This is a genomic window from Berryella intestinalis, assembly GCF_000814825.1.
Taxonomy (GTDB): Bacteria; Actinomycetota; Coriobacteriia; order Coriobacteriales; family Eggerthellaceae; genus Berryella; species Berryella intestinalis.
On sequence record NZ_CP009302.1, the window covers coordinates 1,686,968 to 1,698,853 of the forward strand.

Here is an 11,886-nt window from a genome sequence, read left to right on the forward strand (position 1 = left end):
GCTTTGAGACAGCGATCCCTCACAGAACCACCCCCGGTTTGTACGGATCGACGGAAAACTCGACTTCGTGAACCGCAGGCTGGAAGTCGATTCCGAGAAACCCCGAGCGCATCGAAAGCCCGAAGAGTGAGGGTGTGAACTCCATGTGTCCGCGGAACCGAACGAAGCCCCACTCGTCGCGCTCGGCCGTGACGGAGCACTCCTCCCCGTCGCCGCACTGCCGCCTGAGCGCATCCTCCACGAGCAGGCACCCGTCCTCCATGGTCTGACCATAGGCGGGGGCAGCCGCTGCCACGCGAACCTCCTGATGGAAAGCCCGATCGAACGACGCGCAATCCCCCAGGTACCTCACCGCGTTGAAAACCACGAGGGAAACGGCCAGCATGGCGGGAAACACCACCGCCAGCTCCACGGTCATCTGGCCCCTCTGGTTGACGATGCTCGGAAAGCCCCTTCCGATCAATCCCATACGCCGCCCCCGTACTCGCTTGGTTCGAGTCCCCTCAGGCGATCGAGGGCCTCCCGAAACACCTCCGAGGCAGAATCGCGCACCGAATCGGGAACGGGTATCTCTATAGGGACGTCGGTTCCAGCCACCTCTATGGAAGCGACCTCGATCGTTTCGGGAACGCCCTCCAAACGGTCGTTCATCTCGCCTTGAATGGCCGAGATCAGCGAAGGGAAAGGCCGCGAACCCGCAAGCGGATGCTCGACCACCGCCTTTTTTATCGAAAGGTAGTTCGCGGCGGCCGGATCGTCCGACGAAGCGGCCACCGACCCCGAGTTGACGAGGACCGGCTTGACCGCAGCGAGCTTGGGAGGATCGAGCCCCACCGACTCGATGCAGGACGAAAGCCCGTCTGCCGCCCAATCGCCCAAGCCGCTCGCACTGCCCAAGGGAAGGGAGTCGAGCAGGTCCTTTACAGCGGAGACCACGCCCTCCTTCCCGCGCGCGTACCCGCGCAGGATATCCGACCAACATGCAAGCGCTTCGGACGAAAGGAGCGAGGACCCGAACCGCTCCGCGACTCCGTCGAGAAGCGAGCTGAGAGCCGTGCTCCCCTCATCCGACGCCTCTTCGAGAAGCGTGGCCCCCGCCACGGCCGTGCGGTTTCCCAAAAACGCGTCGGAATCCACGAACGGCGCGGGAGCCAGGCGGGATACCGAAGCTCCCTCTACGTCCGTCACGATTGCGATCGCGCCGTTCCTTCCAGGGGGAAGCGGCGTTATGCGAGCCGCCACGGCTTCTTCCAACACGCTGCGAATCCTCGAAAACAGCCCGTCCGCCGTCTGCTTCACCTCCTTTTCCAAAGGAGCGAGCTGCTTTCTCGCCCGCTCATAGTCTTCGGCGGCTTCGACGAACTCCCTGAAATAGTGCTCGAACCCGTTATCGATCGAGGTCGATGCCGCCGCCACGCGACCCATATCCGACGCCGAAAACAGGCCGTCCGGATACGAGGGGATGCCCTCGGCCTCCATGCGCTGCAAAGAGATCGGAACCGTGGGAGATCCGGCGGCGGCTTCGGGATAGGCGAACACGACGCGGCGCCCTTCGGGAGACGTTCCCTCGCAGAAAAGCTCGTCGGTGTACAGCGACGTCGCGCGCATCTCGGCGGTGTTGCGCGGGAAATGCGGAAGCGACGCCTCGAAACCGTCCTCGGCATCCCTCACGAACGCCGAGGCCAGCTCGCGAATCGCATAGCGGTAGAAGCACGAGCGCAGATACGACTTCATACGCTCCTCGTCGCTCGATCCCAGGGGGCGCTCGCTTGCCAGGCGCTGGCGATAGTATGCCCGGGCGCGAGAGAGCCCCACCCCGAAGTTCCACGCATCGATGCTGCTGTAGCGGGGGTTCTCCCGCCCGTTCAGACCGGCGAGGGCAGAAGCGCGCTCGAACATGCTCGAGGACCCCTCCGATCCGCAGTCCGCGGCAAACCCCCTCTCCTTCGCATCGTTTACCTTGCGGGCCTCCTCGTCCGCACGCGTTGCGGCCTGCTCCAGCTCATCGGAGTCCCGATCGATATCTTCGGACAACTCGGACGATCCGATATCGTCGTCACATTCAATCGGTTCTCCGGAAAACGGGACCAGAACGGCGATCGCCAGATAGCGGTGCCGACCTTCCCGGTTGTTCGACGACGCAACCGCCGTCGCCCGCAGCGCCGCAAGGAAGGGAAGCGCCTTCTGGTACGATTCCAACCCCTCTTTCGCACTGCGGCAGAACCTCGCACGACTTTCGAACAGAGACTTGCTGGCCCCGATCAGGGGGTCCCCGATCGCAGCGCCTCCGGGAACGCACAGGCACGCAACGCCCGCACCGGCACATGCCAGCCCCCCGACCGAAAGGGAGAACAAGACGGCGTCGCAGACGCGAGCTGCCAAAACGTATTCCGCCACCTGCCCCTGAGCGGCAAGCGCCGCAGAGTCGGCAACGTCTTGCACCCGAGCCGAGACCGCATTCACCTGATAGACCTGGCTCGCCGTGAAAACCAGCGAGAGGGAAAGGAGAAGCGCGACCGCCATCCCGGAGGTCGTGAACCCCCGTTCATCGAAGAACGCCGTTTCGCGCGCGCTCAGAGGAAGGATCCTCATCGGCACCACGCTCCCACCCACGATCGGGGATCGGTTCCCACAGGCGAAGCCGCCGCCCATGAAGGCTGCGTCGGCCGGCTCGCCCGAACCGTTATCGTCATATACCCGTCGCCGTCGAGCGCTCCTAGGGCGCGACCTCCCAGGTCGATCAGCGGAAGCGGCCTCACCTTCGTGGAGATCTCCATTCCCACCTCGGAAGAGGCGGCCGAGCCCTCGACCGCGACGTCCCATCCCCCGTCGGCTTCGCGCACATGGAAGTGCTCTTCGCTGGGAATGGCGAGGAGCCGATGAGTCACGCTCGACCGAACCGACGCCTCGTCGCATCCCTGCCCGTCGCTCGTGGCGAGCAATCTGCAGCCCTCCTCCACCGCGCTTTGCATCACCATGCGGTCGTAAAGGTATATGCCCGGCTGAACCGCCAGAACCATCAAGGCGAGCAGCACGGGCAGGGCGAATGCGGCCTCGACCGTACCCTGCCCGCCGCAGCCGCCCCTCAACCGGGCGGATCCATGCGCAAACATCGCTTCTCCCCTTCGCACTCGCATACCGTCAATACAAGAAGATGTCGGCGATAAGACCGGGGGCTACCCCCTGCACGTGATGGGAGGCCACCGTCACGGCATGCTCGACGAACACGCCCGACGACAGCGCCCTCCAAAGCAAGGCAATCCCCGACACGATACAGAACAGAACCGCCGAGACCAGGCAGAATTCGACGCTTGACTGGCCCGATTCCGACAAAAGCGATCGGAGGCCCGGGCTCATAGCTGCCCCATCCCTTCGGCGATGGCGTTCCAGAGCTCTTGGAGCTTCGGGCGGAAAGCGACGATCGCCACGATCGCGATCACCACCAGCACTCCCACCAGAATCGCGTATTCCGTCGTTCCCTGACCGGTGTCGTTTTTCCCGGCCGTCACCGCCTTCGCATGCAAACGCCCGATCAGCTCCCTCGAGAGCCGCTCCGCATGCCGAACCCTCGAAGCGCACGTTGCACCCGCGTTTTTCCCCATAACCTTCTCCATGTGCCTCCCCTTGTCTCGTAGAACCATCAGAACCTGACATCATGGGCCAGTTCCAGCAGAACAGGCCCCATAACCAGCAGCAACATAGCCGGCAAGATAAGCGTCCCCGTGGGGATCATCATCTTCACCGGAGCTTTCGACACCTCCTCTTCCAACTCGGCCTTTCGTTTCTCGCGCGCAACGGCAGCGATGTCGGCAAGGCGCGCCGACAGCTCGGTTCCGAGGGAAAGCGATCGGTTGATGCTCTCTATCGTTCGGGCCAGCTGATCGCTGTCGTAGTAGTCGGCCAGATCAACCAGGGCGTCGCTTCTCGTCGCCAGGCCGGAGATCCACCGTCTGTGCGCCGCGCGGCAATCCCGGGCGAAAGAAGAGTCGAAATGCTCGGTGTAGAGGGCGAAGCTGAGATCGAACGTCAGCCCGCTCCTCATCCCCAGCGAAACAACCTCCAACATCTCCGAAAGATGGCTTTCCGCTTCGCGCTGGCGCTGCCTGCGCTTTCGTACCATTTCTCCGTATATGAGGCGCGATCCCCCCGCGCCCGAGAGAGCGCCCAGAACGACACCCAGATCGGTCGAGAAAACCAGACCGAACAGCAGCCCCGCCGCAGCCGCGCCCAACGTGAGCCGGATGCGCGCTTCGCGATACCCCGCAAACGTCACGCGGTCCGAATACCCCGTCCTCCTGATGCTCTCGCGAAACCTCCGCTCCGAACCCGCCGAGATAGGGGGAAGCGCTTTGTGCAGCGCGAGATCGCCGAAAGGAAGGGAGCTCAGGCGCGCAGCGTATTCCAATCCGGGGCAAAGCCGCGCGCGCCTGCGGACCGCGACGTTCGGCCCCCACACGATCCTCCTCACCCGCTTCCTTCTCAGGCGCTCGAGCATCCCATGAACCCCTATGCCGGCCGACACCGACAGAAGCGCCGACGCGATCGCGGGGAGCACCGCCAGGGCGCTCATAGGCCATCCCCTACGCGCAGCGAGCGTCTGACGAGGAAGATCCCCCCTGCCTGCATGGAAACGGCCAAGACGAACAGGGCCCATCCCAGAGGGCTCGAGACGAACGGCATCAGAAAGCCGGGGCTCGCGAACGAAAAGGCCGACACCAACACAAGCGGCATAATCGAAACGATGCGCGCCGACAAGCGGGCTTGGGCCGTCTGGGAACGCAGCGAGCGCTTCAACGCCAGCTCGCTTTTGGCCGAATCCGCCGCCGTCTTCAGCGTCGCCTGGATAGAGCCGCCCGATCGATGGTGCACGGCGAGGGCCACCGACACGAAGCCGAGATCCGCTGAATCGGACAGGTTCTTAAGGCACAGAAGCGCCCTTTCCGCCGTCCCTCCCGTCCTCAAGATCCCATACCCTTCCCTGAACGCCGGGGAAACCGCGTCGTCTGACCGTTCGGCCAGATAGCCGAACACCTGCATGAGGCTGTACCCCGAACCGAAGCAGTCGGCCATCGACTCGAGCACCTCCGGAACCGCCTCCCGAACCCGCTGCCTCTCGCGATCTTCCTCGGTCCTTGCATGGATGAGCCCGACCGCCGAAACCAAGACGGGAGCGAGGCATCCGAACAATGCAGAGCCGGAGACGAGCAAGCCCACCGCGCACGACGAGATCAGCGCAAGCATCGCCGCGCTTGCCGCACCCTGGGGGGACGCCGCGACGCCCTTCCGCTCCAAAAAGCGGCACTCGACGTCGATCAAGCGTTTTACCTGCGAAAACCCGAGGATGGTGCGAGACGGCCCTTTCAAGCCCCGCACGCCTTCGACCAGGATTCCCCCAGCGCGGACGCCGCCCTTCGGCCCGCGTCGGGGCAAACCGCAGAAAAGGGCGCGGGCAGCGAAGAGAGCGGATAGGAAGCTGCAGGCGACCGCTAGGGCGCCCACAAGAACCGAAAAGCCCATCAGGCCTCCTCCCATGCAGCGGCAAGCGGATCCCCGCAGGCCCCCGCGATATCGGATGCCGCTGCGCCCCACACTCCGTCCTGCTCAAACGACGGCCTCTCGTACAAGCGCCCGACGCAGCAACGTCGCTGATCGGGATCGAACGTAAGCGCGGCGGCGTCGGATACGAAGCGCCTCCCATCGGACGAGCGCTTCACATGGACGATGAGATCGAGGGCCGTTGCGATGCTCGATTCGATCACGTCGACGGGAAGGTCGATCCCGAACCTCACCATCATGGTCAGGCGCGAGATAGAATCCTCCGGCGAATTGGCGTGAAGGGTGGTGAGGGATCCCTCGTGACCCGTGTTCATCGCTTGGAGCATGTCGAGTGCCTCGGGTCCGCGGCATTCGCCGACTATGATCCGATCGGGCCTCATCCTCAAAGCATTAGCCACCAAATCCCGGATGGTCACCAATCCGGCCCCCTCGGTGTTTCGCGGCCGGGCCTCCAAGCCGACGACGTGAGGATGGTCTAAGAACCGCAGCTCCGCCGAGTCCTCCACCGTCACGATCCTCTCGCGAGGCGATATGCAGCAAGAAAGGGCGTTTAACAGCGTGGTTTTGCCCGAACCGGTTCCCCCGGTAACCGCAATGCTCCTTCTGGCCTCGATCGCTCGCCGCAAGAAGCGCTCGAGCTGCGGCTCAACGCTGCCGCGCTCGACCATGTCCTCGAGCGTCATCACCTTCTCGGGGAACTTCCTCACGGTGACCGACGGACCGCGCAAGGCGATGGGCGGCATGGCGACGTTCACCCGATAACCCTGGGGAAGACGCGCATCCACCAGCGGAGACGATTCGTCGACCCGTCTTCCCAAAGGGCCGAGCACGCGATCGATCAGAGCCCGTATGTCGGCCTCATCGGCATAACGCACCGGAGCGGCGAACAGAACCCCCTCGCGTTCGTAGAACAACCCATCGGTGCCGTTGATCATGATTTCGGTGATGGAGGGATCGGCAAGGTAGCCTTCGATCAAGCCGAATCCGAATATCTGATCGATCAGGGAGTTTTCAAGCCCGACCCGGTCCTCGGCTTCGACGTCTACCCACCTCGGCCACGAAAAAACCTGTCGACATGCGCTTTTCACCTCGGCACGGGCGCGCACGGGATCCTGGGCCGCCAAAGCGGCTATCCTCTCGGCGGAGATGACGCGCTCGACATCCGCTCGAAATCCCGCCGTCGAAACGGCGGCGCTGGAAACCCGATCCCGACCCCTTCCCCGCTCGCACGCCCGGCTTCTCTCGAGAAGACTCATGCCCTCCTCCTCGATCCCCAGCAGAACAGCGCGGGGCGCTTCTCCCTGTCGGGCCCGCCATCTGCGATGCTCGCAAAGGGAAGAACCCCGTCGAGCAGATGCGCAAGCGACGAGCACAGCTCGTTGCGCGACGACAGAAGCTCGTCTGACATCCCCGCCGACAGCATCTCCTCGACATCCGACCCCCCATCGCGCAAAAAAGCGGTCGGGGCGTCGTCGAAGAAACCGGAGGCGTCCTCCAGCGAGATCCTGCAGTTGCGGGAGACCTTGTTCACAACCAAGACGAACGGGACCGTCGGGATGCCGCAGCGTGCGCACAGATCGAGGCAGCGCCTCGCCGCCTTGAGGGAGGAGAACCGCTGGTCGATGAGGAGCAGCACCTTTTCGGACCGCTCGAGGACCACCGCATGGGACTCGTCCCAAAACGACCCCGTGTTCACTACCACGACGTCGAAGCAGCCCGCCAAAGCGTCGATGGCCGCGGGAAGCAGCCCCGCGATCTCCTCCGCGCATTCGGGCCGATCGCCTGCCGACACCAGCGTAACCGCCTTGCCGTCGGCGTTTTTCCCGAGCACCTCGGGATGCCGGGCGACCTCTTCGACCGATAGCGGATCGCAAGATCCCAGCAAACCCGAGGCATCGCCGAACTGGAGGTCCGCATCGAGCAGGGCCACGCTCAGGCCCCGAGCGCTCAGTTGAAGGGCGCTGAGCGCCGCCACCGTGCTTTTCCCCGCGCCTCCGCTGCCGCTGACGACGGACATCACGAAGCCGCGACCCGCAGAGCTTTGCGGCAACCGCGTCGAAACCTCCCTCTCGCGCCGGCGGTCGGTCGCCGGGCCGACCCCATCCGATCCCGTCTCCACCGAAAGGGAAGCGCCCGATCCAGCGGCTTTTTCGGGTACGGGCGAGGAAGCGGGCACGGGCTGTGCCTTCGTCGGCTCGGGTTGATGCAAAGACCGATTCGCGTCGGCGGCCGCGCACTTCGCCTGCATGTAGCGCTTCACGAACAGGGCGCGGTTGTAGAGCGCATCGATGTTCGCAGCGCGGGCGCGGCTTCTGAGCGAACCGCTGTCCGAAAAGGAAACCAGGCATATGCGGGCGTCGGGACGATCCACCTTCAGCGAAGCAGCGAGGTTGATCGGCTCGATGTCGGACGGATCGACCACCCACGCCTCGCGTATCCCCGGCCCCCTCATCAAGGACCGTGCCTCCTCCCCGCTCTCCGCACTGGACAGCCAGGGGACGCAAAGCAACTCTTCTCCCGACAGCCCCAGCTCACCAGGGTTTGAAAGCGATTCTCGACACGCGCACAGCAGGATTTCGCTCATGCGACGCTCCTTTCTCCCGAAACGGAAGGCGCGGCATCCGACAAGCGCGATGCGGCCCCCTCTTTCCCGACATCCGATCGGTCATCCCGTGAAGCGCCTTCGGCGTCAGACGGGAGGACGAAGCAGAGCTTGGTCTTTTCCGAGGCCGCCACCAGCTCTTGAACCACTTCGGGGCGCACAGCGAGCGTGACCCATTCCAGCCGCTCCGCGCCCTTGCCCTCCCCCTCGCCTCCCGCAGATGTGGCGAGCACCAGAACATCGCGCGCGATGGCCGCCGTGGACGACCCGCCGGATGCGTACACATCGACCCTCATCCCCTCTTTCAGGGCGCCGCCGAGCGCCTGCACCGTTTTCGCCGGCAGGCTGAGGGCTGCGGTTCCCGCAGGCACTTCGAGCGCAGACGAACCCTCTTCGAACCGCCGCTCGACGCACACCTCCCCTTTGCATATGACGCTCGTGGGCTTGCGGCCCACCACGCGATCGAGCTCGATGATCGCCCCGTCGGGAAGCAGATGGGCGGCGCTGGTCTTCGGCTCGAGATCCGATGCGGATATGACGTGGCCCGGTTCGATGTCGGTGCGGGCCACGTACACATCGACGAGCTGCCCGCCGTACTTCTCCAACGCCTCGTCCTGGGCGGCCTTCGCCTCCCCCCGCAAACCCGAAAGGTAGACAAACATGCAAAGCGCCGCAGCAACAGCGCAGGCAACCGCCACCACCGTATTCGCCTTCTTCGACATGAACCCTCCCATCGCGCATCGTGCGTGAGGCAGAGTATGATCGCGAAACCAGACCGCGAACCATCCCGAAAGCCGCCGCGGCGCATCGGATCCGCCGTCGAAGTTCCCTGCGCTTTCCCGGAAAGCAAACGAATAGCCGCCGAAACGACCCGAAAACCCAACGACAATCCATCAGATAACGAACAGCCTGGTGAAACGCCACCGCGAACCGCCCCGAAGAAGCTCGGAGCGCAATAGAGGCGCGCCCGATCGTTGCGCGGGCGGGCTTTGTGTGAGAGAATCAACCTCCGCCGAAAGGCGATTCGGTCGATTGGCGCAGCGGGAGCGCAGGTGCCTTACAAGCACAAGGTCGCAGGTTCAAATCCTGCATCGACCACCACAAGCGACAAGGCCATCTATCACCGATGGCCTTTCTCTTTTCAGTCGAAACGTAGCAGAAAACCAGGTGATAACGCGTGGCTCGATCGAACATCGGCGGCTTTTTCGCCTTTTGCGCAAAGGCCGTATGCGCATGCCTGCTCGGCGCCGTCCTCGTCGTCGGGGGGACCAATGCCTATGTCGTGACCTCGGCGACACCGTCCATCACGTCAGCCGAGCAGGCCCGGCTCCGGGGGACGTGCGATGCCGTCGTGGTCTTGGGGGCGTCGGTGTTCACCGACGGCACCCCCTCCGACATCCTGCGCGATCGCCTGGAGACGGCGGCCGGCCTGTACGCGTCGGGCATCGCGCCGACGATCATCGTGTCCGGGGACGGCAGCACCGTGTACAACAACGAACCCGAGACCATGAAGAACTACCTGGTGAACCTCGGGGTTCCCGAGTCGGCCATCGTCCGTGACGACGCCGGCCTCTCGACCTATGAGAGCATGTACCGCGCGCGCTACGTCTACGGCGTCCAGTCCGTCGCCGTCGTCACCCAGAACTACCACCTTCCGCGCGCGATCGCTTCCGCAAGGCTGCTGGGATGCGACGTCGTCGGCGTCCCCGCCGATCGGGGATCCTACGAGAACCAGATGAGCTACGAGATACGCGAGATCCCCGCCCGCACCAAGGACCTCGTGCAGGCCGCGCTGCATATGGACCCGAGCCGCCTGTAGCGCACCGCGGCGGTTCGGCTCACAGGGCCTTGCCCATCGACTCGGCCACATCGAGCAGCTCCTGGCGGCTGTGAACGCCCGTCTTCGCGTATATCCGGCGAAGGTGCGTGTCGACCGTCGACTTGCTGACCGTCAGCTCCTGGGCGATGCGCTCGCTGGTGCGCCCGTGCAGGGCGAACGCCAGTATCTCGGACTCGCGGTGGGACAGTTCGAAGCGGGAGGAGATGGCCTCGCACGTCCGCTCGAACGCGTCTTCTTTCGTAACGATCTCCGACAGGCTGTCGAAATCGCGCTCGGTGAACAGGAACACATAAGCGACCAGCACCAACCCTCCCGCAAGGACCACGGAAAGGTACGAAGCCGAATCGATCGCGCCCGCGGCAACCGGCATGTCGCGCACCAGAGACGCCAGGACCAGATCGTTCACGTTGCCCAGAAGCAAGCCCGCCAGCTCGCCGGCGAACAGGGCCGCGAACCCCTGCGAGAACGCCAGGCTGGAATCAACCTCGAGGATCTCGGCGAGCACAAGGAACAGCGAGATCAGAACGGCCTCCAAGCCCAGATACCCCGCCAAAACGTACGCTTTGCCGGGCGTAGGCGAAAGGTCGGCCACGGGCCACCCGACCACCAGAATGCCCACCATGACCACGAGGATCGCCAGGCGGTACGACTTGTTCAGCGCCGCCCCTCGGCCGAACCCGTGCGACAGCAGCAACGAGAGGCTCCCTATGAGAAACGCGCAGAACACCACGAACGACGCCGTATGAAACGGCATCGTCGCCGATCCGGGATCGGTCCCGTACGTTTCCATCAGCCCCGCCGCAGAGCCGAACAGAAACGTCCCCGCCATGATCTTGGCGGACAGCCTGCCCTTCTCGTCGGCGCCCTCCGCCAGATCTGACGGGATCGCGAACGCACCGCCCTCCCAGGCGGGAACGTCGATATTGAACACGCTGGCCAAGGGAAGCAGCGCGAAAGCGGCTGAGAGCATCGAAGACGATCCGACGAGCGAGAACAGAAGGCACACGGCGCCGCCGATGAGCGAAGCGAGGAAAACCTCGGACACCGTTACGGCCGTCCGCTCGCGCCCGAACGTTAGACCCCAGGCGATCAGGAGAAACGAGATGGGCATCCCCACAAGCAGGCCTTCGGGGACAACCCACGCGACCGAGTGCTCGGGAAGCAGAGACGACGCGAGCGAAGCCGCCGAGGCGACGAACGCGCAGACGTAGAGAGCCGGTTTGGCCAAAGCGACCCGGCGAAACCCCGCGCCGGCGCGGCGGAACAGCGAGAAGCCGACGACCAGGGCCGCCAGCATGAAGAACAGCTCGGCCCGCTCGAACGACAGCCCGCCGACCTCGAACGACCGGTTGAAGCCCATGTACAGCACGTAGAACATGAAGGCCTGGTTGCAGGCGAACCCCACCGTACGGCGCGGGGACAGCGCTTCGAACACGCCCGCCTGCTGTGCCATCAACGCGCTCCTCTTCGAGAACGAAAGCCGAAACCTACGCCTTCATGGTAGCAAAAAAAGGGCGCGGGACCTTCCGATCCCGCGCCCCGAGCGCATCATATACATGCCTCGACGAGAACCCTATTCGTCGTCCCGGGCAGCCTCGACCTTCTTCACGACCTTGCGGGGCTTCTCCTCGACGGCTTCCTCGACGACCTCTTCGACCTCGCCCTCGATCGCCTCGTCGGCCGTATCGGCCTCTTTCATCCCCGAGCGCAGGTTCTTCACCGTTTTGCCCACGGCGCTTCCGAGCTTTGGAAGGTTCTTGGGGCCGAAGATCAGCAAGATGACGACCAGGATGATAACGAGTTCGGGAACGCCGAGACCGAGAAACTTCATACAGGACTCCTCTTCGTGGTATCGCGGATAGCGCTTGACGTGAAACGTCGCTGCGGG

13 protein-coding genes and 1 tRNA gene are annotated in these 11,886 nt (G+C 64.3%); 2 read left to right on the top strand and 12 right to left on the bottom strand.

The window, feature by feature from the left end; all coding sequences use genetic code 11:
- Nucleotides 1–19: 19 nt before the first annotated feature.
- The 10 genes from JI75_RS07415 to cpaB are packed head-to-tail and all read right to left on the bottom strand — an operon-like array spanning nucleotide 20 to nucleotide 8,880.
- Entirely contained in the window at nucleotides 20–469 is a 450-nt protein-coding gene (locus JI75_RS07415; RefSeq protein ID WP_052241675.1) for a hypothetical protein, read from the bottom strand.
- Complete coding sequence (locus JI75_RS07420) at nucleotides 460–2,613, bottom strand: molybdenum cofactor biosynthesis enzyme (RefSeq protein ID WP_158407635.1); 2,154 nt, start codon at nucleotides 2,611–2,613, stop codon at nucleotides 460–462. The genes JI75_RS07415 and JI75_RS07420 overlap by 10 nt, the downstream gene beginning before the upstream one ends.
- The gene (locus JI75_RS07425; RefSeq protein ID WP_144299288.1) at nucleotides 2,589–3,113 is read right to left on the bottom strand and encodes a TadE/TadG family type IV pilus assembly protein; all 525 of its coding nucleotides are present in this window, start codon (nucleotides 3,111–3,113) and stop codon (nucleotides 2,589–2,591) included. The genes JI75_RS07420 and JI75_RS07425 overlap by 25 nt, the downstream gene beginning before the upstream one ends.
- A gap of 28 nt (nucleotides 3,114–3,141) precedes the next feature.
- A complete protein-coding gene (locus tag JI75_RS07430) occupies nucleotides 3,142–3,357 on the bottom strand; it encodes a hypothetical protein (protein WP_039689953.1) in 216 nt (71 codons plus the stop codon).
- Nucleotides 3,354–3,614, bottom strand: coding sequence for a hypothetical protein (locus tag JI75_RS07435; RefSeq protein WP_240993157.1), 261 nt, complete (start codon nucleotides 3,612–3,614; stop codon nucleotides 3,354–3,356). The genes JI75_RS07430 and JI75_RS07435 overlap by 4 nt, the downstream gene beginning before the upstream one ends.
- Nucleotides 3,615–3,640: 26 nt before the next feature.
- Nucleotides 3,641–4,570 (bottom strand): type II secretion system F family protein, encoded by a 930-nt coding sequence (locus JI75_RS07440; RefSeq protein ID WP_052241677.1) that lies wholly within the window; start codon nucleotides 4,568–4,570, stop codon nucleotides 3,641–3,643.
- Entirely contained in the window at nucleotides 4,567–5,517 is a 951-nt protein-coding gene (locus JI75_RS07445) for a type II secretion system F family protein (RefSeq protein ID WP_052241678.1), read from the bottom strand. Before JI75_RS07445 ends, JI75_RS07440 begins: the two co-directional genes overlap by 4 nt.
- Nucleotides 5,517–6,812: a TadA family conjugal transfer-associated ATPase gene (locus JI75_RS07450; protein ID WP_052241679.1), complete on the bottom strand. Its 1,296-nt coding sequence runs from the start codon at nucleotides 6,810–6,812 to the stop codon at nucleotides 5,517–5,519. The genes JI75_RS07445 and JI75_RS07450 overlap by 1 nt, the downstream gene beginning before the upstream one ends.
- Nucleotides 6,809–8,140 (bottom strand): CpaE/TadZ family protein, encoded by a 1,332-nt coding sequence (locus JI75_RS07455; protein WP_082019817.1) that lies wholly within the window; start codon nucleotides 8,138–8,140, stop codon nucleotides 6,809–6,811. Before JI75_RS07455 ends, JI75_RS07450 begins: the two co-directional genes overlap by 4 nt.
- Nucleotides 8,137–8,880, bottom strand: a complete 744-nt coding sequence (gene cpaB, locus JI75_RS07460) for a Flp pilus assembly protein CpaB (protein ID WP_082019818.1) — start codon at nucleotides 8,878–8,880, stop codon at nucleotides 8,137–8,139. Before cpaB ends, JI75_RS07455 begins: the two co-directional genes overlap by 4 nt.
- Nucleotides 8,881–9,184: 304 nt before the next feature.
- On the opposite strand from cpaB, the gene JI75_RS07465 reads away from it, so the two are divergent.
- Nucleotides 9,185–9,259 (top strand) — tRNA-Val (locus JI75_RS07465).
- Between the two features lie 76 nt (nucleotides 9,260–9,335).
- Entirely contained in the window at nucleotides 9,336–9,977 is a 642-nt protein-coding gene (locus JI75_RS07470; RefSeq protein ID WP_052241681.1) for a SanA/YdcF family protein, read from the top strand.
- Nucleotides 9,978–9,996: 19 nt separating this feature from the next.
- Here JI75_RS07470 and JI75_RS07475 read toward each other — a convergent pair whose 3' ends face one another.
- Together JI75_RS07475 and tatA are read right to left on the bottom strand one after the other, a co-directional pair.
- Complete coding sequence (locus tag JI75_RS07475) at nucleotides 9,997–11,451, bottom strand: helix-turn-helix transcriptional regulator (RefSeq protein WP_052241682.1); 1,455 nt, start codon at nucleotides 11,449–11,451, stop codon at nucleotides 9,997–9,999.
- A 120-nt stretch (nucleotides 11,452–11,571) separates the two neighbouring features.
- Nucleotides 11,572–11,829, bottom strand: coding sequence for a twin-arginine translocase TatA/TatE family subunit (gene tatA, locus JI75_RS07480; protein WP_039689958.1), 258 nt, complete (start codon nucleotides 11,827–11,829; stop codon nucleotides 11,572–11,574).
- Nucleotides 11,830–11,886: the final 57 nt, after the last annotated feature.